15 protein-coding genes are annotated in these 20,181 nt (G+C 73.9%); 3 read left to right on the top strand and 12 right to left on the bottom strand.

Translation table 11 applies throughout. The annotated features are described in order from the left end of the window. Window positions 1-144 precede the first annotated feature (144 nt). Both ABZ951_RS00355 and ABZ951_RS00350 read left to right on the top strand, forming a co-directional pair. Complete coding sequence (locus ABZ951_RS00355) at window positions 145-1,443, top strand: phosphatase PAP2 family protein (RefSeq protein ID WP_344088069.1); 1,299 nt, start codon at window positions 145-147, stop codon at window positions 1,441-1,443. A 225-nt stretch (window positions 1,444-1,668) separates the two neighbouring features. Further along, complete coding sequence (locus ABZ951_RS00350; protein WP_361278262.1) at window positions 1,669-4,380, top strand: AAA family ATPase; 2,712 nt, start codon at window positions 1,669-1,671, stop codon at window positions 4,378-4,380. Window positions 4,381-4,444: 64 nt separating this feature from the next. Here ABZ951_RS00350 and ABZ951_RS00345 read toward each other — a convergent pair whose 3' ends face one another. From ABZ951_RS00345 to ABZ951_RS00290, 12 genes are all read right to left on the bottom strand, one after another. After that, window positions 4,445-5,737: a zinc ribbon domain-containing protein gene (locus ABZ951_RS00345; protein WP_361278259.1), complete on the bottom strand. Its 1,293-nt coding sequence runs from the start codon at window positions 5,735-5,737 to the stop codon at window positions 4,445-4,447. Next, window positions 5,734-6,306 carry a phage tail protein gene (locus tag ABZ951_RS00340; protein WP_344098040.1) on the bottom strand — a complete coding sequence of 191 codons (573 nt, stop codon included), beginning with the start codon at window positions 6,304-6,306 and terminating at the stop codon, window positions 5,734-5,736. The genes ABZ951_RS00345 and ABZ951_RS00340 overlap by 4 nt, the downstream gene beginning before the upstream one ends. A gap of 28 nt (window positions 6,307-6,334) precedes the next feature. Next, on the bottom strand, window positions 6,335-8,293 hold the full coding sequence (locus tag ABZ951_RS00335) for a putative baseplate assembly protein (RefSeq protein WP_344098039.1): 1,959 nt from the start codon (window positions 8,291-8,293) through the stop codon (window positions 6,335-6,337). After that, window positions 8,293-8,748 carry a GPW/gp25 family protein gene (locus tag ABZ951_RS00330; protein ID WP_344098037.1) on the bottom strand — a complete coding sequence of 152 codons (456 nt, stop codon included), beginning with the start codon at window positions 8,746-8,748 and terminating at the stop codon, window positions 8,293-8,295. Before ABZ951_RS00330 ends, ABZ951_RS00335 begins: the two co-directional genes overlap by 1 nt. A 98-nt stretch (window positions 8,749-8,846) precedes the next feature. Continuing rightward, window positions 8,847-10,775 carry a VgrG-related protein gene (locus tag ABZ951_RS00325; protein ID WP_344098036.1) on the bottom strand — a complete coding sequence of 643 codons (1,929 nt, stop codon included), beginning with the start codon at window positions 10,773-10,775 and terminating at the stop codon, window positions 8,847-8,849. Continuing rightward, entirely contained in the window at window positions 10,775-11,497 is a 723-nt protein-coding gene (locus ABZ951_RS00320) for a tail protein X (RefSeq protein WP_344098035.1), read from the bottom strand. The genes ABZ951_RS00325 and ABZ951_RS00320 overlap by 1 nt, the downstream gene beginning before the upstream one ends. A gap of 35 nt (window positions 11,498-11,532) precedes the next feature. After that, window positions 11,533-11,955 carry a phage tail protein gene (locus ABZ951_RS00315; protein WP_344098034.1) on the bottom strand — a complete coding sequence of 141 codons (423 nt, stop codon included), beginning with the start codon at window positions 11,953-11,955 and terminating at the stop codon, window positions 11,533-11,535. Window positions 11,956-12,066: 111 nt separating this feature from the next. Then, window positions 12,067-13,086: a hypothetical protein gene (locus tag ABZ951_RS00310; RefSeq protein WP_361278252.1), complete on the bottom strand. Its 1,020-nt coding sequence runs from the start codon at window positions 13,084-13,086 to the stop codon at window positions 12,067-12,069. Window positions 13,087-15,699: 2,613 nt separating this feature from the next. Then, complete coding sequence (locus ABZ951_RS00305; protein WP_344093983.1) at window positions 15,700-15,858, bottom strand: DUF6760 family protein; 159 nt, start codon at window positions 15,856-15,858, stop codon at window positions 15,700-15,702. Beyond that, window positions 15,855-16,361 (bottom strand): hypothetical protein, encoded by a 507-nt coding sequence (locus tag ABZ951_RS00300; protein WP_344093992.1) that lies wholly within the window; start codon window positions 16,359-16,361, stop codon window positions 15,855-15,857. The genes ABZ951_RS00305 and ABZ951_RS00300 overlap by 4 nt, the downstream gene beginning before the upstream one ends. Continuing rightward, window positions 16,361-16,804 carry a phage tail protein gene (locus tag ABZ951_RS00295; protein WP_344093981.1) on the bottom strand — a complete coding sequence of 148 codons (444 nt, stop codon included), beginning with the start codon at window positions 16,802-16,804 and terminating at the stop codon, window positions 16,361-16,363. The genes ABZ951_RS00300 and ABZ951_RS00295 overlap by 1 nt, the downstream gene beginning before the upstream one ends. A gap of 65 nt (window positions 16,805-16,869) precedes the next feature. Further along, the gene (locus ABZ951_RS00290) at window positions 16,870-18,468 is read right to left on the bottom strand and encodes a phage tail sheath subtilisin-like domain-containing protein (RefSeq protein ID WP_344093979.1); all 1,599 of its coding nucleotides are present in this window, start codon (window positions 18,466-18,468) and stop codon (window positions 16,870-16,872) included. 310 nt (window positions 18,469-18,778) lie between these two features. Here ABZ951_RS00290 and ABZ951_RS00285 point away from each other — a divergent pair, with 310 nt between their 5' ends. Further along, on the top strand, window positions 18,779-20,179 hold the full coding sequence (locus ABZ951_RS00285; RefSeq protein WP_344093977.1) for a hydrolase: 1,401 nt from the start codon (window positions 18,779-18,781) through the stop codon (window positions 20,177-20,179). The last annotated feature ends 2 nt before the right edge of the window (window positions 20,180-20,181 follow it).

The following is a 20,181-nucleotide window of genomic DNA, read 5'->3' as shown; positions in this document are numbered from 1 at the left end:
GGGCCGCACCGGCCGGCGCACGAAGAGTGACCTCTTCACTACGCGCAGCGCAACGGACGGACAAATTGACATCGATAGTATCGCTGGGTGCTTTCGCGAATAAATTGCAGAATTGATGTCGCCGCGTGGCGCCGGCCACGGGCGATGCTGTGGGCCACGGCGGGTGCGGTGGCCCTCGGCTTCCTCATCATGCTGGAGATCGCCGCACGTCACTACGCGGGGCAGCCGGGCCCGATCACCAACCAGGTGCGGGAGGTGATATTCGCCCCCAAGCCGGGGCCGCTGTACGCCGGCATGGCGCTGATGATGGTGGTGCTCACCTGGCGGCAGCGCTTCATCGCGGCCGGCGTCGCGGTCGGCATCGACGTCGTCTTCGTGCTGGTGCGGTGGGCGGTCGGCGCCGAGATCACCGAGGACCGCTTCTTCGGCAACGGCGCCCTGTGGGTGATCCTGGGCTGCGCCGTCATCGCGGTCACGCGCCGCACCGGCAAGGAACGCGTCCTGCTGCTGAAGGGCGTCGGGCTGGGCCTGCTGCTGGTGGCCGGCCGCAAGACCGGTGACACCTGGCTGCTCATCACGGCCAAGACCCGCCCGACGGTGCTCGACCCGTACGTGGCGACCGCCGATCACGCGCTGGGCAACCCGTCATGGCTGGCAGGCCGGCTCCTGAGGGCCAGCGGCCCGATCACCACCCACGTGCTCGACCTGGTCTACGCCCAGCTCGCGGTGGCCGCGATCGTCGTCGCGCTGTACCAGCTGCGCAACGTGGCGGCCGAGCGCCGCTTCCCCCGCCACCACCTGGTGCGCACCTTTCTGGTCATCGGCCTCCTCGGGCCGGGCATCTACATGATCTTCCCGGTGGTCGGCCCGATCTTCGCCTACGGCCCGGGCACCTCCGGCACCGGCGGCCTGCAATGGGCGGTGGCCGACCTGTGGCCGAACACGCCGCCGCCGATCACCGTCCCGCACCCGGTGCCGTACGACGGGATCACCCCGCGCAACTGCATGCCCAGCCTGCACACGGCGTGGGCCACCGCGATCTTCATCCACTCCCGCAAGGGCCCCAGGCTCCTGCGGTACGCGGGGACGTTCTGGCTGATCGCCACGCTCAGCGCGACACTGGGCTTCGGCTATCACTACGGCGTGGATCTCGTCGCCGGCGTGGTGTTCGCCCTCACGATCGAGGCAGCGCTGCGCTCCTTCGAACGCGGCTGGGACCGCTCGGCGACCCGGCTGGTCACGTACGGCACGACGGTTTTCGCCGCGCTCCTGGCGTCCTACCGCTATCTGCCGATGGACATGGCCCGGCATCCCTGGCTCTTCGGACCGCTTCTCCTCCTGGCCCTGGCCTCGGTGATCTACGGCTACGTGCGGACGACCAGAAGGTGGGAACCGAAGGCCGCACCGGTACGGCAACCGGAATTGCAGCCCGAGCTGGTGTGAGTCACACCCCCCGCGGGCCCGGAGGTCCTCCGGCGTGCGGAGTGGGGCCCCTCCGGGCTGAGCAGGTCGTATACCCACCGCGCCGGTACGGAGAAATGTCGCTTCCGATCAAGAACCTGTCGGCCGTGCCCGTCGTCTCCCAGACGTGAGATCAGTCAGGAGGCGCCGGCCGGGCAGGAGGGCGGGCCTGACTGCGTGAACGCGCTCGTGAGAAACCTCTAGCAAGTGACTCGGAGGACGATTCCGGTGCAGCTCGTGGCCCGACACGCGGAGCGGCGTGCATTCGATCGATTAATCACCTCGGCGGCCGTCGGGCGTGGAGGGGCCGTCGTGGTGGCGGGAGAGGCGGGCATCGGCAAGTCGGCGCTCATCGACGCCGTCGTGGAGGACCTCGACGGGTTCGAGGTGCTGCGGGCCGCCGGCACGGAGTTCGAGCGGGACCTCCTCTACGCGACGCTGCACCAGCTCTGCGCCCCGGTCCTCGACCACCGGCACAGACTTCCCGCCGTGCAGCGGAAGGCGCTGGAGGCGGTGTTCGGCCTCGGCGCGCAGACCTCGCCCGACCCGTTGACGGTCGGTCTCGCCGTCCTCGGGCTGCTGCACGAGGCGGCGCAGGACGGGCCCGTCTGCTGCGTGGTGGACGACGCCCAGTGGATCGACGACGCCTCGCGGCGCGCGCTGGTGTTCGTGGCCCGGCGGGTGTCCGCCGAGCGGATCGCGATGGTGTTCGCCGCGCGCGATGTCGGCTCGCCGTCCGGACTCGCCGAATTTCCGCGCGTGCCCCTCGTGGGCCTGGACGACGAGGACGCCCGGGCCCTGCTGAGAGCGGCGACGCATGTCGGACCGGACGCCGAGGCCGCCGACCGGATCCTGGCCGAGGCGCACGGCAACCCCCTGGCGCTGCTGGAGTTCGCCCACCACGCGGAGCCGTTCGGCGTGCCCGGCCCACGCCGATTCCGTGCGAGTGTCGTGGACAAGCTGGAGGAGCAGTTCGTCCACCGCTTCGAGCGGCTGCCGGACGCCGCCCGGTCGCTGGTGGTGCTCGCCGCGGCGGACCCGGTCGGCGATCTCGACCTGCTGCGCCGCGCCGCCCGCCTCCTCGGACTGGACGCCGCCGGGCTCACTCTCGCGGAGAACGCCGGACTCCTGGCCCTGGGGCCGAGACTGCGCTTCCGCCACCCGCTGGTGCGCTCCGCGGTCTACGCCTCGGCCACCCCGAAGAAGCGCCGCAGCATGCACGGCGCTCTCGCGGAGGCGACCGATCCCGCGACCGACCTCGACCGCCGGGCCTGGCACCGGGCCCACGCGGTCGTCGAGGCCGACGAGAACGTCGCCGCGGAGCTGGAACGGTCCGCCGACCGGGCGCGCCTGCGCGGCGGCTTCGCCGCAGCCGCCGCGTTCATGGAGCGGGCGGGGCGGCTGACACCGGCTCCCGGCCGACAGGCGGAACGGCTGTTCGTCGCGGCCCAGCTGCGGTTGCAGGCAGGGGCCCCCGACGCGGCCCGCGCCCTGCTCACCCGGGCGGAGCGGCGCCCGATGGACGACACGTGCCGCGCGCGGGCCCGCCTGCTGCGGGCACGGATCGGCTACCAGCTCTCCCACGGCCCGCAAGCCACCGCCGGACTCGTCGACGCCGTCACGGAGCTGGCTCCCGAACAGGCCGGGGAGACCTACCTGGAAGCGTTCGCGTCGGTCATGTACAACGACAACCACCCGGGCCTCCTCCAGGAGCTCGGCGCCCGGATCCGCGAGCGCGTGCCCCGGCGGGAGCCCGTCCGGCCGACCGACCTGCTGCTCGACGCCCTGCTGGACCAGAGCATGCTGCCCGTCGAGCGGGCGGTGCCCACGATGCGCGACGCCGTGGCGGCGTGCCGCACGGCCGCGCCCTCGTCCGAGCCGTGGCGGATGAACCTGCTCTGCCAGGTCGTCATCGACCTGCGGGACGACGAGGTGATGGAGGAGGTCGCGGACCGGCAGGTGGACGCGGCACGCCGCCAGGGCGCCCTCGCGTCGTTGCCGCAGGCCCTGCGGTACCAGGCGGTCGCCAGGGTCTCGGCCGGCCGGTTCGACGAGGCGGCCGCCTGCCTCGGCGAGGCCCGGGCCGTCGACGAAGCGGCCGGCACGGTGCCGCTCCTGGGGCCCGAACTCGTCCTCACCGGCTTCCGCGGCGACGGGGAACGGTTCGCCGAGCTGCGGGACCTGCTGGGACGGGACGGGCGGCCGTTCGAGGCCGCCGGCGAGCACTACGCCAGGGCGGTCCTGCACAACGGGCTCGGCAACTACGAAGCGGCTCTGGACGCCGCGCTGACGGCCCAGCGCCGGCACCAGGCCGGCTCCTACTCGATCTGGGCCGTCTACTCCGAGCTCGTCGAAGCCGCCGCGCGCACCGGCCGCGGCGAGGAGGCGGCCGTGGCCATGCGCCACCTGGAGGCGCTGGCCCGGACGCACCCCGTCCCGTGGGCCGTCGCCGAATGGCTGCAGGCACAGGCCCTCCTCGAACAGGGCGACGACTGCGAGGCCCTGTACCGGCGGGCCGTCGATCACTTCTCCCGGACCCGCATCCGGGTGCTCCACGCGCGCGCCCGGCTGACCTACGGGGAATGGCTGCGCCGTGCGAACCGGCGGAGCGAGGCCCGCGAGGAGCTGCGGGCGGCGCACGACACGCTGTCGCGCATCGGTGCCCGCGCCTTCGCCGACCGCGCGGCCCGGGAATTGCGCGCCACCGGCGAGCAGCCGCGCCGGCCCGGCGAGGACCCCCTGGACCGGCTCACCGCGCAGGAACGGCTCATCGCCGGGAAGGTCGCCGCCGGGGCGACGTCCAGGGAAGTGGGCGGGATGCTGTTCCTCAGCCCCCGCACCGTCGACGCGCACCTGCGCAACGTGTACCGCAAACTGGGCATTTCCTCCCGCCGTCAGCTCCGCGAGATGCCGCTGTGACCACCCGGCCCCGCGGCGGGCCGGCGCGGCGGTGCCACCGCGGTGCCGGCCCGCCGGGGCCGGTTCAGGACAGGCCCCCACCGGACCGGCCGAACAGCTCGATCTCGGCTACGGCCACCTGCTTGTCGGCGGACGCGGCGTGCGCCGACTCGATGGTGAAGCGGACCGCTGTGACCTCACCGACCCGGAAGGCGCGGCGCTGCCCGCCCGCGCCCGGGTCCAGGACGAGCTCGCGGGTCTCGGTCCCGCTGTTCTTTTTCGTGACCGTCGCCCTGACCCGGTGCGGCAGCGCGGACTTCTCCAGCTGATCGGCGCGGGTGGACGTGCCCGGTGTGATGATGACGTCGAGCAGCCGCGCCGGGCGCGCGAACCGCATCTCGATCCACTCGCCCTCGCCCGACTGCGAGACCCCCGGCCCCCACCAGGTGTTGTTGAGCTTGTCGATAGCCAGCTTCGGCCCGTGGTCGGGGTAGGAGCGCGAGGCCCGGATCTCGTCAGGCTGGACCGGAGCGCGCTTGGCGAAGTGATCACGCGTGGCCTGGACGCCGTCGGGGGCGTACAGCACCCCGAGAACGATCAGCGTCACGGCGACGGCGAGGCTGACCCAGGTGCCGACGCGGTCGAACACGCGGCGGAGGCGGGGGCGGTCGCCGGCCCGGGGCGCCTCCTGGCCGCCGGGGCCGAGGAGGCGGCGCCACCAGGGGCGGGGCCCGGGCGCGGGGGCGTCGCCGCTCTCGGCGAGGGGCATCGCGCAGTGGTCGCAGAAGTGCCGGTCGGGGCGGTTCGGCGTGGCGCACCAGGCGCAGGGCGGGCCGTCCCCCGTCCCCCGGGCGGCGGGAGCGCGTACGTGGGGCCGGTCGGTGTCGGGGCGGCCGGGCAGGACCGGGGCCACGGCGGGGGCGGGTACGGCGGGGGCGCCCTCCTGCTGCGGGACGGGCACGACGAGGGAACGGGCCCGGTCGGCCGCGGGGCTGCCCTGCGGGAGGCCGTCCCGCGCGGTGGCCGGCGGGGCGCCGGGGGCGGGGTCCTCCGGGGCCGGGGCGCCGGGCGCGGGCCGGGGCGCGCCGGCCGCTCCGGCCCCGTCGCGGCCCTCGGCGGGCTCGGGGGCCGTCCCCGGCGGGTGGGGCCCGCGCACGGGGGCAGGGGCCGCCGGTGCGCCGGCGTCGGGGCGGCCCCGAGCCGGGCCGGTGTCGTCGGGGCGGGCGGTGGCGGCCCGGCCGGAACCGGCCGCCGAGGCCACCGGCCGGCCGCCGCGGCCACCGGCGGAATCCCAGCGGAGGACGGCTCCGCAGGCGTCACAGAACGACTGCCCCGGCTCCGCGCGGGTGCCGCACTCACCGCAGTCCGGCGTGCTCATGTCTCCGAGATCCTTTCGACGGTGGTCACGGTGCTGGTGGTCACCGTGACGGTGTAGGGCATGTGCGCGGGACGGGCCGCGGCCACGAGCGTGTCGAGGCGGTGGGTGTCGGCCCGGGTGGGGTTCGCCAGCCGCAGGACGACGTGCAGGTGGGGGCGGGCGCTGCCGGGGAAGGAACCGCGCGGGCGCGCGCTCCAGGCGGCGCCGCCGCTCTCCGTGATCTCCGGTTCGGCGCCGAACGCCAGGCGGACGGCTTCCGACAGGCCGCGCGGCGTGCCGCGGACGCGGTGCAGGGCGACGGCGGCGGCCACGGCGGCGCGCAGCCGCGGTTCGGGTTCGGTGCCGTCGGTCTCGGCGCCCACCCAGGTGCCGAGCCACCGGGCGAAGTCGACCGGGGTGAGCGCGGGGTCGAAGTAGGCGTCCAGGCAGTCGAGCACGTTCAGGATCGGCGCGAGGACGTCGTCGAGCCCCGCGACGAAGCGCTGGGCGAGATCGTCGTCGGCGAAGACGGCCGGGAGCATCGTCCCGATGGGGGCGGAGGTGCCCAGCCCGTCGACGGAGCCCCTCACGGGCGGCCTCCCGGGCCCGCCGGCCGGCTCATGTCCCGTCCCCGATCACCCGGACACGGTGGTCGAAGGAGAAGACCAGGGCGGGCGGTTCGAGATCGATGCGGTCGGTCGGGTCGCCGCGCCGGCCGGTCAGCGGATCGGCGGGGTGCAGCACGACCTCGTCGACCAGCTCCACGCCGGGGACGCGTTGCAGGACGGCGAAGACCTCGCCGGCCTGGACCGGGCGGCCGAAGGCCCAGCCACGGCCCTCCGCGCCGCCCGTCAGCGGGTCCAGATGGCGGTAGAGGGCGTCGTGGGCCCGGCGGCGCACCCGGTCGGTGTCGACGCCGCGGAAGGCGTGGACGGTGGCGACGACCGTGACGCCCTGGTAGTAGGGCGGACCGACCGCGAGTCTGGTGCCGATCAGGCGGCGTTCGTCCAGGTGCCGGGTGATGCGCCCCAACAAGGCGTCACCGGGCACCAGTTGCTCGAACCGCAGCCGGCCGCCGGGGTCCAGGGCGGCCTGCGGGACGACCAGCACCCGCACCGCGTAGGCCCCGTGTTCGTCCGCGTCGCCTTCCAGGCAGGTGATGCGGGCGGTCTCGGGGGCGGCCCGGCGAGCGAGCTCCTCGTAGTCGCGCAAGGTGACGGCGCGCTCCTGGGCGCGCAGGGTGATCGGTGCCCGGACCTTGGCCTCCTCGACGGTCTCCCCGTCCACTCCGCCGCGGGCCGCTTCGCGGTTGACGACTTCGGAGACGTAGGGGATGGAGGTGCGCAGGACCCGTACGGCGCCCCGGGTGACGTTGCCGGTCCGGCCGCCGCCGGTGCGGTAGCGGCGGGCGCGGATGACCGCGCCCTTGGGGGCGACCATGCCGTACTGGCGCAGGGTGCCGTCGGCTTCCCGGACGGCGGGGCCGAAAGCGATGTCACCGGTCGTGGCGTCGAGGGTGATGTGGCGGTCGTCCGGCCGGGACGCGGCGAAGTGCGGGACGACCTGCCAGTCCTGCCACCCGTCGGGCCCGGCGGTCTGGAGCAGCAGCGGCGGGTCGTCACCGACGACGGGCGCGTGGGCGAGCCGCCTCCGCTGCCCGGGCAGTCCGCTGGACTCGCCGAGCGCCTCGTCGTACACCGTGGCGGCGTGGACGGCCCGGGTGGTGCCGCCCATGGTGCAGGCCCCGGCGGACCGCACGGTCGGCGACGTGGTGTAGAAGGGCTGCCCGGGCAGCGGCTCGGTGACCCGGCAGCGCAGCCAGCCGGCCTCGTGGCCGCCGTTGCGGGACAGGACGTGCCCGCCGGGTACGTGCAGGACGACGTCGCCGGGGCGGTTGAGGCCGCCGGTACCGTCATGTTCGAGGTCGCAGGGCTGCCAGCCGTCCTCGGTCCACGCCTCCCACACCAGCGGCGGCTGCCGCGGGTCGACGCCGACCCCGTCCACCCGGCTGTCGAGTTCCAGGGCGACGGCACAGTGCGGGACGGCTGCCGTCAGGCCGATCAGCATGCAGTCGCCGGGACCCGGGGCTTCGGCGAAGCACCGCACGTCGGTGCCTTCGGCCAGCGCGGTGGTGTGGTCACTGACGGGCTCGCCCCGGTGCTGCGCCATCAGCCGGCTCAGCGCGCAGGGGACGAGGGCCAGTTCGCGCTCGGTGGCGAAGACCACCGCCTCCTCCTGCTCGGTGCGCAGCGTGGCCACTTCGGTACCGGCCGGCACCGGTACGGCCTCCTCCTGGGGCGCGGACAGCCAGAAGGTGATGTCCGTACGGGCCGCCGACGGCGGGAAGAGGGTGACGCCGGCGAGGTCCAGGAACGCCAGGTGGTTCTTCTCGGGGACCCGGTTGAGGCGGTACACGATCTGGTCGGCCATGTGGGCGACGGTCTCGACGAGGGTGACGCCCGGGTCGGAGACGTTGTGGTCGGTCCACTCCGGCGCGCGCTGCTGGATGTAGCGCTTGGCGTCGTCGACGAACTGCTGGAAGCGGCGGTCGTCGAGGTGCGGGGAAGGCAGGGACATCAGCGGTCGCTTTCGGGGGAGTTGCCGGGCCCGTCGTCGAAGAGGCCGCCGCCGGCGCCGTCCTCGTGGGAGGGGATGACGTAGAAGGGGAAGACGAGGCTGCGCGGGTTGTTGGTGCCGCGGATCCGGTAGCGGATGTCGATGTACAGGACGCTGCGGTCGCCACCGGTGCTCACCTGGACGTCGGTGACCTCGACGCGCGGCTCCCAGCGGTCCAGGGAGGCGTACACCTCGTGCTGGATGCGGCCCGCGGTCTGCTCGTTGACCGGGGCGAACACCAGGTCGTGGATGGCGCAGCCGAATTCGGGCCGCATGGGCCGCTCTCCCGGCGCGGTCGCCAGCACCAGCCGGATCGCCTCCTCCACCTCCCGCTCGCCGCTGACCAGCGCGATACCACCGGTCGGCCCGATACGCAGCGGAAAGGACCACCCGGAGCCGACGAACTGTTCGGCCATCAGAACCACACCCGCCTTTCACGGACACGGAAACGGAGAGACAACGGAAAAACGGGGAGACAACGGAAGACGACGGACGCGGGGGCGGCGGGCGCTGCTCATACCGCGAACGGCACGGGCGGTGTGGCGACCGTGAACGTGGGGGACAGGATGGTGGTGTTCGGGCCCTTGAGCATGGTGACGGCCGAGGTGATCTGCGCGGTGAGCCCCGCGGTGAGGTTCACGGCGCCGCCGGCGGTCAAGTTCAGGGCTCCGCCCGTGGTGAGCCCGATCTGCCCCAGGGACTTGAGGTTGATCAGGCCGGTGCTGTCCACGTTCAGGGGGCCGCCGCTCGTGACGCTGAGCGGTCCGCCGCTCTTCAGACTCAGCCGGCGCCGGGCGCTGAGCGTGAGGTCGGCGCCGGCCTCCACGGACACCGACCTGCTGCCCTTGATGGTGACCGACCCCTTGCTGTCCACGACGATCTCGGTGTTCGTCCGGTCCAGGTTGATGGTCAGCTGTCTGTCACCGGACGCCAGCCGGACGCCCTGCCGGCGACGGCCGGTCTTCTGGCTGAGCAGGTCCACGCGGTTGCCGTCCCGGTCGGAGACGGTGTGCCGGCTGGCCTTCTTCCGCACGGTGTCGTGCAGCGGCACGTCACCGACGACGGTCGGCTTGTCCTTGCCGTTGTAGAGACCGCCGATCACGAACGGATGGTCCAGGGCACCCCGGTCGAACCCGACCAGCACCTCGTCGTTGACGTCCATCGGGAACACCCCGCCGCCGCCCAGTCCGCCCATCTGCACCGTCCGCGTCCAGTCGCTGACGTAACGGTCGTCCAGCCACGGGAACCGCAGCCTCACGCGGCCCTGCTTGAGCGGGTCGTTCACGTCGGTGACCAGGGCGTTGGCCACGCTCGGCAGGGCCGGGCCGGTGCCCGTGCCACCCCCGCCGGAAGCCAGCCCGAACAGCGAACGCCACTGCCGCCCGCTGACGGTCACCCATGACTCGTAGTGCTTCCCGTCACCGAAGACGTGCCGTACGGAGGTCGCCGTGTACTTGCCCTCGAAGGGCGCGCCGGTGTCCGCGAGCGTCACCGGCACCCCCGGCCGCAGCCGCGTGTTGCCCAGCACCACGACCTCCACCTCGGCGAAGGCCGCGGTCACGTCATCGGCGAGGGCGTCGGAGGCGAACCGCACCTCGGCCGACTTGCCGTACGGGGTCGACGTCTCGACCAGTTTGCCCGGCTTGAACTTCCCCGCGGCCCCGCCGGGCGTCTCACCGATGGCGAAGCCGGGGTTGTCCGTGGCGGGCGATACGGAGCTGAGCGCCTTCTTTTGGCTGACGTCCCAGCCGCGCGTCTCCACCTTGCCGACCTGATCGGCGGCGGTGACGGCGGCCCGCAGCCGCAGAATGTCGATCCCGGCCTTCAGGTCGAGCGGGTCCTCGCCGTCCGGGCTCGTCGCGGGCGCCCCCGAGGCGGGCTTCGGCCTGACGAAGCAGAACCTGCCCTTCGCGTCGATCGACATCACGGTCTCGTTCTCGTCGGCCAGACGCGCCAGGAAGTCCCAGTCGCTGACGTTGGACTGGCTGATGAACTCGTACACCGTCTTCGTCGACCGGATCGCGCCGATCGGCACGCCGTCCTGCGCGGCCAGCTTCCTGGCGATGTCGGAGGCGGACTGGTTCTTGTACGCCGCCACCCGGCGCCGGCGCATGAGCCGGTGCCCGAAGTCGTAGCCACGCAGGACGGTGAACGTGCCGGTGCCGTCGTAATCGGCCTCGAAACCGGTGATCTCACCGGTCAGCAGGGTGTCACCCGCGCCCTGGCCGTCGGTCACGGTCGCGATGGTGACCGGGGTGCCGAACGTGGCCCCCAGCCGGCTGATCATGACCCGCTGGGGGTCCCGGAAGGTGAGCTGGAAGGCGGCCGGGACCCCGGCGCCCTGATCGACCCAGCCGTCGACGAGCGCGAGGGCGGCGTCGTCGGGCAGCGCGTCGCCGCCGATGGACACCTGGAGAACGGCGGACGTGGCAGGACCCTGCATCAGTGACGCACCTCCTCGGCGGCGGGCAGGACTAGTTCGACGCCCGTGGGCAGCCGGGCCGGATCGTCGATGCCGTTGGCCTCGGCGATCGCCCGCCACGCGGCCGCATTCCCGTACTCCCGCCAGGCGAGGGACTGGAGCGAGTCACCGGCCACGACCTGGTGCACCCGCCGCGCGGTGAGCGCGCCCGACGTCGGGTTCTGCTTGCGGGTCTTGCGGGGGATCTCGTGCAGGCGCATCTGGCAGGTGGCCCGGAGGGGAATGCCGGTGGTCCCGAAGAGGGTGTAGGACGCTTCGACGGAACTGACATACGCGGTGAAACGGGCCGTGGAGAAGGACCCCCACTGGAAGACCACCCAGGGAGGCGAGGGCTTCTTGGCCGCCACGCTCTTGGCGGTCACCTCGCAGCAGCTCAGCAGCGCCGCCACCTTCTTCAGCACCTCGCTGCCGGTCGGACGGTCGGAGGAGTCGAGGAAGACCTCCAGGGACATCACGCGCGGCTCCGACCCCATGAACTCCGGCCGCGCGCCGCCCCGTGCGGCGACGGTCGGCGTCACCTTCCACTGGGCGGCACGGCTGAGGGACAACTGCGCCGGGTTGAAGTCGAGGGCGAACGTTCGGATGAGCGCGCCCGGCCTGGTGCCGGTACCGAGCGGGGGCTCGTGGATGGCGAGGGAGGCCCGGACCAGGCTCTTGCCCGCACCGTTGCTGCTCTTGGGCATGGGGGTCGTCTCTTCGTTCCTCGGTCGGGGGGCCGCTAGTCGGTGAACCCGTGGTGGGCGATTTCCAGGACCTCGGTGGCGACGGCCGGAGAGCCCGGGTCGAGCGCGGGCCCCTGCCAGCTGACGGGCAGCACGTCGATCAGACCCCAGCGCGCCACCTCCGAGCCGTCCGCGCGCAGCGCCGTGATCTGGGCGGTGGGCCGCTTGATGCCCGTCTGGACGGATGAGATCCACTTGGCGACCTTCGTGGTGTCCGGAGTCAGGGGCCGGGTCAGCCGGATGGTGGAGAAGGTGACGCGGGTCGGCAGCCGCCAGACGAAGCCGTTGTTGCCGCCCTCCTGCCGCTGCTCCGTCTCCACCTGCGACGACAGCCCGTCGCACCCGTTGAAGTAGCCGAGGCTCTCGCCGTCGATGGAGAGGGTGAACCAGAGGGAGGAGCCCGGGTCCTGGCGGGACATCGCGGAGGGCCTTTCTGTCAGGTCTGTCGAAGGTGTCTGTCGGAGGTTCTGTCAGAGATACGGCGGCGGTCGGCCGGCGGTCGGCCGGCGGGGCGGGAGGCCGTCGGCGGGTCACAGGCGGGGGTCGCGGAGTCTGCCGATCCGTTCGCGGTCCAGCCGCAGTTCGGTGCGGATCAGCCGCGTGACGCGGCCGATGATCCGGTGCACCAGTTCGTCGAGCTGGAAGTCGCTGAGGGCGCGCGGGTCGAACCCGCCGGCGGGGGGTCCCGTGTAGGCGGGCGGGGGCTGATTTCCCGGCGGCTGTTCCCGCGCGGTCGGCTCGTAGGAAGGAAGCGGTTCGTGGGAAGGGCGCGGTGCATAGGGAGGGGATGGTTCGGAGGAAGGTGGGGGCCCACTCGCGGCGGCCGGCCGGCCCGGAGGACGGACCCGGGGCAGCGTGTCCGCCACCGTGGCCGCGGCCATGGCGGCGAGCGCCCCGGTGGCCGAGTGCGGCGCACGCCGGGCGGTGACGGCACCGGGGGCGTGCGGGAGCGGGGACGGTGTCGGCACCGCATGAGGGGCGGGAGAAGCCACGGGGAGGGGGCGAGGGGCGGCGGGGGAGCCGTGCGGGGTGAGGCGGCGCAGCGGCACGCCCCGGGGCGCGCGGTGCGGCGTCGGCCGCCGGCCGGGGGAGGGGGCCACCGGAGACCGCGGGGCGGCGGCCCGGGACTCCATGGCCGCAGGTGGGGGGAGCGGGGCCCGGGCGGGCGTGACCGCCACGCGGGCCGGGGGCCCGGCGGGAAGCGCGGCCTCCGTACGGGCCGAGGCCCTGGCCAGGGGCGTGGCGTCCGGGGGCGCGCCGGTGACCGGCACACCCAGTGCGGTACGGCGCGGCGCGGTGGCTGCCGGGGTGCTCCGGCCGCCGGGCGGTGTCAGCGGGGAGCGGGGAACGGGGCCGGGCCCGGGGGCTGGTGAGGCCGCGCTTGCCCGGGGGCGGTGGCGGTGCGGTACGAGGGGCGCGCCCATGGGCTTGGTGGGGCGGGGCGAGGAGTCCGGGGGGCCCGCGGCCCGGGGCACGGCGGCCGGCGGCGCGGGCGTCGCGGAGATCGGGGCGCCGAGGCCGGCGCGGGTGACCACGGGGCGGGTGACCACGGGGGTGACGCCGCGCTGAACCGGCCGGTGGGGCGGGGGAGAAGCCGGGGTCGGGCCCGAGGGCGGGTTCGGCCTGGTAGGGGGTGGGGTGGTGGCCGCCGGGGAACCTGGGGGCGTGCTTGCGGAGAGGGACGGGGTGGTGGCGGAAGGAGCCGGACGGCGGCCCGGGCCCGGGCCGGACGCGCCGGAGCCGGTCGCCGAAGGAGCGGTGGGTACGGCATGGCCGTCGGCGACCGCGAGCGGCCGGGGCCCTTGAAGGGCGCGCTGAACAGGGGCAGTTGCCGTCACCGGGCCGGAGGCAGGCGCGGCTGCCGGCGCCTGCCCTGAGGGTACGGCGGACCCGGGCTGGGCGCCCTGCGCAGGGGGCAGTGCGCGCGGCGGAACGGTCGAAATGTTGGGGTCGTGCGGGGTGGGTGTGGGGCCGGTGTCTGCATTTTGCGCCCGTACTGCGGGTGGGCGGGCCGTCGGGTTGCTACCGGCCGGGGTGGCGGGGCCGGTTGCCTGGGTCGGCCGGGCCTCCGGCTGGCTGGGGGTGGTAGCTGCCCTCGGGCCGGTGACGGGGCGTGCCGGAACGGTCGGGGTGGGTGTGGGGCCGCTGTCTGCGTTCTGTGCCTGTTCTGCGGGTGGGCGGGCCGTCGGGGTGCCACCGGCCGGGGTGGCAGGGCTGGGCGTCTGGGTCGGCCGGGCCTCTGGCTGGTCGGGGGTGGTGGCTGGCTTCGGGTTGGTGACGGGGCGTGCCGGAACGGTCGGGGTGGGCGTGGGGCCGCTGTTTGCGCTCTGCGCCCGTACTGCGGGTGGGTGGGCCATCGGGTTGCCACCGGCCGGGGTGGCAGGGCCGGATGCCCGGGCCGGCGGGGCCTCCGGTTGGTCGGGGGTGGCGGCTGGCCTCGGGTTGGTGACGGGGCGTGCCGGAACGGCCGAGGTGCCGGGCCCGCGCGGGGAGGGCGCCGGGCCGCCGTCCGCGTTCTGCGCCGGTTCTGCGGGCGGACCGGCCCCCGGGTCGGCACCGACCGCGGCGGCAGGGCCGGGCACCTGGGCCCGCCGCGCCTCGGGCGGACCGGAGACGACGGTCGGCCGGAGGCCGGCGGCCTCGGCGGCAGTGGCCGCTCCGCGCCGGGTGTCAGGAGCCCGGAGCGGGGTCAGGGCCGGGCCTGGCGATGCGGCGTGGGCGGGGCCGTCATGACCGGGTGCCGGCGCCGTGCTCCCGGAACCGGCGGTCACGCCGGGCGCGTACGTGACGGCGTCCTTCCGCCGGACCGCGGCCCGCTGTGCGCCGGCCGGACCGGTGGCCGCCGGGCCGTGGCGGTCCGGCGCGTCGTCGGCCCCCGAAAGGGAGCCGGTTCCGGGTGCCGCGCTCGCGGAAGCGGCGTCCGCGCGAGGGACGGTCGCTCCGTCACGCGGGCCGGGCGCTGCCGGTGCCCGATCGTGGTGGGCGGCCGCCCGCCGCATCACGGTCCCGGAGGCTGTCCGTCGAGATGACGGCGCGTCCCCGTTCCTCGGCGACGGCGCGGGACGGCTGAGGGGAGCGTACGGAGCAGCCGCGTCGGTTTCCCCTCGGCCGTCCGCGGCCGGTGCGGCCGTCCCGGACACACCGGGGACACCGTCCGGTTCCCGCACGGTAGGCGCATGCGTCACCGGGGTTTCCGCCGCCGCCACGGTGTTCCTCGCAGGCGCGAGCTCCTGCCGCGCGACCGGCAGAACCCGCCGTTGCCCGGCCCCCGGCCCGGTCGGCGCCTTGGTCAGGGGCGGCCGGAGCCGGGTGGGTGTCACACGGGCACCGCGCTCCGGGGCTCGGTGGGGTACACGGACGCCCTGAGAGGCCGGAGCCGAGGAAGCGGCGACCGGCGAGCGCTCCCGCGATGTCGGCGCCTCCCGGGCAGCAGCCCCGTGCGCTGCCGTCCCCGCTTCCCGCTGAGCACCGGCGGTGGTCGAGGGGCGTGCAGTCGCCGCAACCGGCCGGGGGGTTGCGACAGATGGGGTCGGACGAGCACCGACAGCAGCCCGAGCCCGCGGAGTTCGCGAGGCCGCGACGGCAGACCTGCCGACCCCGACAGCCTCATCGGCTCCTCCGGCTCCTCCGTCCCCTCCGACCGCGTTCGTATCCGCCTCCGTCGCCGCACGCGACACGGCACGCAGCGGCGCCACCGGCACCCGCCGCGCCACCGGCTCCGTCGATGCCGATGCCGATGCCGGCGTCCACGGCAGCGTGTGCCACGGCTGTTCCAGCCCGGTCACCGGCCGGCCCGTGTCGCTCGTCGCCCCCGACAGCAGGCCGGCGGGAGCGGCGACGAGGGATCCGAGGGATCCGAGGGGGGACGATACGCCCGTGAAAGAAGGGTTCTGCCACGTCGGCAGCCGCTTGCCGAACCCGGCGTCCGTGACCTCGGCCCGGCCGTCGCCCACGGACCGTTCGATGGACGGCAGCGCGCGCCAGGCCGTGCCGGACGCCCTACCGTCGACCCCGTCGGCACCGACCCCGTCGGCACCGACCCCGCCGGCGCCGGCCTCGATACCGCCCCGGCTGCCCGTGCCGTCAGGAGAGTGAGGCGCCTCCGCCTCTCCCCCGTGGTGGCGGCCGCCCCGTCCCCGTAGCCGGTCCAGGAATCCCATGGCTCAGTCCTCCGCCCCGGCGCGCGTCACGAAGGACGCGATCCGGTCCGTGTACCCGCGGCGGTCGTGGTGTTCCAGGTCCAGGATCGTCTCCAGGTCCCAGTGGAAGTGGTAGGCGACGTACGCGATTTCCTCGTGCAGGCGGTCGGTCGCGTACGTCACGATTCCCCCAGGCGGCTCCCGCCGAGTTCCACCTCGAACGGCTCCGAGCAGTGCGGGCAGTCCACCGCGGCGCGGGTGTGTCCCTCGGCGTTGACCTGACGGTAGAAGTCCTGGAGGAACGCGAGATCGGAGGCGAACATGTTCTCCACGATCCCGTCGTGCACCATCGCCAGCGTGCCCAGGCGCGTGATGACCCGGCCGAGCAGTACCACCGACAGGTACGCGGGGTTCTCCTGGACCCGGACGTCGCGCAGCGGGACCAGTTCGTCCCGTGCCGTCGACAGGCGCATCACGCCGTCCCGGTGCACGGTGCCCGCTTCGTCGACGTATCCGCGCGGCAGTTGGAAGGGGAACTCGGTGCGCAGGCCGAGGGGTGCCGCGTCGGCCGGAGCGGCGGCGGGGGACGGAGAGGGGGGCTCCGTCCCCGCCGCCGCGGCCCGGGGGGCCGGCGGCGCCACCGTGACCGGGGCCGCGCCCGGCGCACCGGAAGCCGTGCGCCGCATCATTCGATGACCAGCTCTTCGAAGACGATGGTGACGGTCTCGGTGAGCACGGCGGCCTCGCCGGCCTTCAGGGTGCTGGCGTCGATCTTGCTGCACCAGGCGTTGCGCAGGTTGTACCGCTTCACCGGATTGTCCTCGTAATCCATCATGATGATGGAGGCGTTCTTGCGGGCCGTGCTCATCCGGCCGTTGATCGAGTCGTTGATCCACTGCGTGAACGAGGACGACTGGGTCATGCCGCGCACCACGGTGCACTGCCCGTTCTTCTGCACACCCGGCAGGATGTTGATGTCGACCTTGCCCTGCGCGGTGTTCTGCGGGCTGACGATGACGTCCTGTTCGATGGAGAGGCCGCTGACCTCCGAGAGGTACTCGACCATCACACCGTCGATCTGCAGGCCGAAGTTGTGTGAGGTGAGGGAGTCACCCTGCATGAGAGCCATGGGTTCGCTGTCTTTCTAGGCTGCTTGACGCTCGTGGACGAGGGCTGGGGGCGGGGGTGGGCGGCCTACTCCTCCAACTCACCGCTGCCGCTGGAGAACTGCGACAACCGGAAGATCACGAACTCCGCCGGCTTGACCGGCGCGACCCCGATCTCGCACACGACCCGGCCCAGGTCGACCGACTCGGGCGGGTTGGTCTCCTCGTCACACTTGACGTAGTAAGCCTCCTGGGGCCGCTGCCCGAAGAGCGCGCCGCTGCGCCACTCGTTGACCAGGAACGCCGAGATGTTGCGCCGGATGCGGGACCACAGCGCCTGGTCGTTCGGCTCGAACACCACCCACTGGGTGCCGATCAGGATCGACTCCTCCAGGTAGTTGAAGTACCGGCGGATGTTCAGGTAGCGCCACTCGGGGTCGGAGGACAGGGTGCGCGCTCCCCAGACGCGGACGCCCCGGCCGGGGAAGGCGCGGATGCAGTTGACGCCGACGGGGTTGAGCAGGTCCTGTTCCCCGCGGGTGATCTGGAGCTCCAGGTCGACGGCGCCGCGGACGACCTCGTTGGCGGGGGCCTTGTGCACACCGCGCTCGGAGTCGTTGCGGGCCCAGATGCCGGCGACGTGGCCGCTGGGCGGCACCATCCGGGCCTGGCCCGTCGCGGGGTCGAAGGACTTCAGCCAGGGGTAGTACAGAGCCGCGTACTTGGAGTCGTAGCCCGCCGTCTCCTGGCGCCACACCCGTACCTGCTGGGCGTTGAGGCCGGGCGGCGGATCGATGACCGCCACCCGGTCGCCCATCAGCTCACAGTGGGCGATGAGCCCGAGCTGTACGGCCTTCACGGCCTCCAGGCCGATCGCGCCCCGCTGGTAGGCGGCCATGAGGTCGGGCACGGCCACCATGGACACCTGGTCGACGGCCTCCAGGCCGCCGAAGCCGGTGCGGTCCGCGGAGTCACCGAGGTACTGGGCCGGTCCGGGGTTCGCGGTCGTGTCCCGCTCCGCCGGAGCCGGCGCGGCGGGGGCCGGGGCGGGCGGCGCGGCCAGGGTGACGGTCTGGTTCTCCGGGCGGGCGAGCTGGGCCGCCGACGCGGCCTCCGTCACGGTGATGAGCTTGGAGTGCTCCTTGACCTGCGTGACGACGTAGGACCGGTTGCTTTTCTTCGCGCTCACGTCGAACGTCTCGACCGGCTTGTCGCCGTCCTTGACGGTCAGCTTGAACCGTTCGGCGGGGCCTTCCCCCTCGGGGTCGGCGACCTCCACGGTCAGGGGGCCGTTCGCCCCCCGGGCGGTGGCCGCCACGGAGAACGCGCCGAGCTGTTGCGGCTCGGCGGCGGGCAGCTTCGCCGCGGGGGCCGGGCCGGTCACCTCTGCGGGGGACTCGCCGTCCCCGGAGGCGCCCCCGGCGCAGCCGCCGATCCGCACCACGTACGCGGCGGAGCCACCGTTGTTGAAAAAGCCGTAGACGGAGTGGGCGAGGTAGTACCCGTCGGTGAAGTCACCGAAGGAGGCGACGTACTGGGTCCAGTTGGTCACCAGCGTGGGCTCGTTCAGCGGCCCGGTCGGCGCGAGCCCGACGAAGGCCGCCACGGAGGTGCCCACCCCCTCGATCGGACGCGAACCGCTGGCCACCTCCTCGACGTAGACGCCGGGCGACAGATAGGACGGCATGCTCTGCTCTCCTCGGGGTGCGAAACGGGACCTCCCCACCCTCGCGCGGGCACCTCGCCACCGAAACGTCCCCCGGTGCCGGGCCCCGGGCAAGGCCGTTGCCCCCGAGGGCGCGCGGAGATGCCTCCGCGGCCGGCCGGCGGCGGCCCACGGCCGCGCAGACCGGAGCCGCCGCGCGCGCCGGGGCGACACCGCCGGCGGCCCGGGGCGCCGCGGTGCGGGCCGAGGGCACAGGTCTCCGCCCGTCCGGGCAACCGACTCTGCCCGGAGGGCTCGTGACGGTGTCCGCCGCCTCTCCTAGCGTCGTGGCGTGAGCCCTTGGACATCTTTGGAACCCGCCTCCGCGACCGTCGACCCCGGCAGCAGCACCACGGTGCGGCTGCGGGTGCGCAACACCGGGGACATCGTCGACGAGTACCGCTTCGAACCGGTCGGTGACCTCGCCCCCTGGACCACCGTGGAGCCGCGGACGCTGCGGCTCTATCCGGGGACCACCGGCACGGTGGAGCTGACGTTCGCGCCACCGCGCACGCCGGACGCGACCGCCGGCCCCCACCCGTACGCGGTACGCGTCACGCCGACGGAACACCCGGACGCCGTCACCGTCCCCGAGGGCAACCTCACCCTCACCCCCTTCACCGAGGTGCGCGCCGAACTGGTGCCGCCCACCGTCAAGGGGCGGTTCCGGGGACGGCCGCGACTGGCCGTGGACAACCTCGGCAACACCAAGGTCACCGGTTCGCTCAGCGGCAAGGACACCGGCGAACGGCTGTCGTACGACCTCCGGCCCGGCAACGTCCAGATCGAGCCGGGCCGCGCCGCCTTCGTGAAGGTGACGCTGCGCCCCCGGCAGATCACCTGGTTCGGTTCCCAGCAGGAACAGCCGTACGCGCTGGCCCTGCGCCGCTCCGGCAGCGAGCCGGTGGAGGTGAGCGGCTCCTTCGTACAGCGCGGCATCCTGCCGGGCTGGCTGGCCACCACCTTCGGTCTGCTCCTCGCCCTGACGGTCGCGTTCGTGACGATCTGGCTGGCGTACCGGCCACAGGTGCAGAGCGTGGCCCGGGAGAAGCCCGAGAAGGCCGGCAACCTCGCGCCGGCGACCCCGGCCCCGCCGATCAGCAGCCCACCCCCCAAGCCCGATCCGACGTCGGACGACGCACCCGAGAAACCCGACCCGGGCGGACAGGAGGAGCCGAAGGGGGAGGGCGGCGGAGGCGGGGACCAGCCCGAGGAGAAGCCCGCGGAGCGGACCGCGGCCACCGCGGTGCGCGAACTCGCCGCCCGCAGCGCGGGCCGCCACATCTGCTACCGCGCCAACGTCCGGGACGAGGGCTGGCAAGAGCCGGTGTGCGACGGGGCCGAGGCCGGGACGGTGGGCAAGGGCAAGCCGATCAAGGCCCTCAACATCGCGGTCTCCGGCACCAACGGCGTCAGCGGCGCCGGGGCCTACGTCGTGGAGGGCTGGCGGAAGGGCGACAAATGGGCGAAGGAGGCCGACGAGCAGGACATGGTTCTCGGCAGTACGGAGAGCGCTGACTCACCCCTCCAGGGATTCACCCTCCAGGTCTTCGACGGCGCCGTCTGCCACGAGGCGTACGTGAAGGACAGGCACTGGCTGGGCCGTGGCTGCACCGAGCCCGGCAAGTGGAGGTACGGCGGCAGCCCGATGGAGTCGAAGCTCCAGCTGGAGGTGGTCCGTTTCACCGTATGACC

This window comes from Streptomyces sp. NPDC046215 (genome assembly GCF_040646215.1).
Lineage (GTDB): Bacteria > Actinomycetota > Actinomycetes > Streptomycetales > Streptomycetaceae > Streptomyces > Streptomyces stramineus.
Note: the sequence above shows the minus strand (reverse complement) of the source record. Positions and strands in the feature narration are given on the sequence as shown.

Excerpts from the sequence above, each read along its gene's own strand:
- ABZ951_RS00290 (WP_344093979.1), bottom strand. The coding sequence starts at position 18,468 with ATGCCGTCCTATCTGTCGCCCGGCGTCTACGTCGAGGAGGTGGCCAGC.
- ABZ951_RS00315 (WP_344098034.1), bottom strand. The coding sequence starts at position 11,955 with ATGTCCCGCCAGGACCCGGGCTCCTCCCTCTGGTTCACCCTCTCCATC.
- ABZ951_RS00320 (WP_344098035.1), bottom strand. The coding sequence starts at position 11,497 with ATGCCCAAGAGCAGCAACGGTGCGGGCAAGAGCCTGGTCCGGGCCTCC.
- ABZ951_RS00295 (WP_344093981.1), bottom strand. The coding sequence starts at position 16,804 with ATGGCTCTCATGCAGGGTGACTCCCTCACCTCACACAACTTCGGCCTG.
- ABZ951_RS00335 (WP_344098039.1), bottom strand. The coding sequence starts at position 8,293 with ATGTCCCTGCCTTCCCCGCACCTCGACGACCGCCGCTTCCAGCAGTTC.
- ABZ951_RS00325 (WP_344098036.1), bottom strand. The coding sequence starts at position 10,775 with ATGCAGGGTCCTGCCACGTCCGCCGTTCTCCAGGTGTCCATCGGCGGC.
- ABZ951_RS00330 (WP_344098037.1), bottom strand. The coding sequence starts at position 8,748 with ATGGCCGAACAGTTCGTCGGCTCCGGGTGGTCCTTTCCGCTGCGTATC.
- ABZ951_RS00345 (WP_361278259.1), bottom strand. The coding sequence starts at position 5,737 with ATGAGCACGCCGGACTGCGGTGAGTGCGGCACCCGCGCGGAGCCGGGG.
- ABZ951_RS00300 (WP_344093992.1), bottom strand. The coding sequence starts at position 16,361 with ATGCGGCGCACGGCTTCCGGTGCGCCGGGCGCGGCCCCGGTCACGGTG.
- ABZ951_RS00355 (WP_344088069.1), top strand. The coding sequence starts at position 145 with ATGCTGTGGGCCACGGCGGGTGCGGTGGCCCTCGGCTTCCTCATCATG.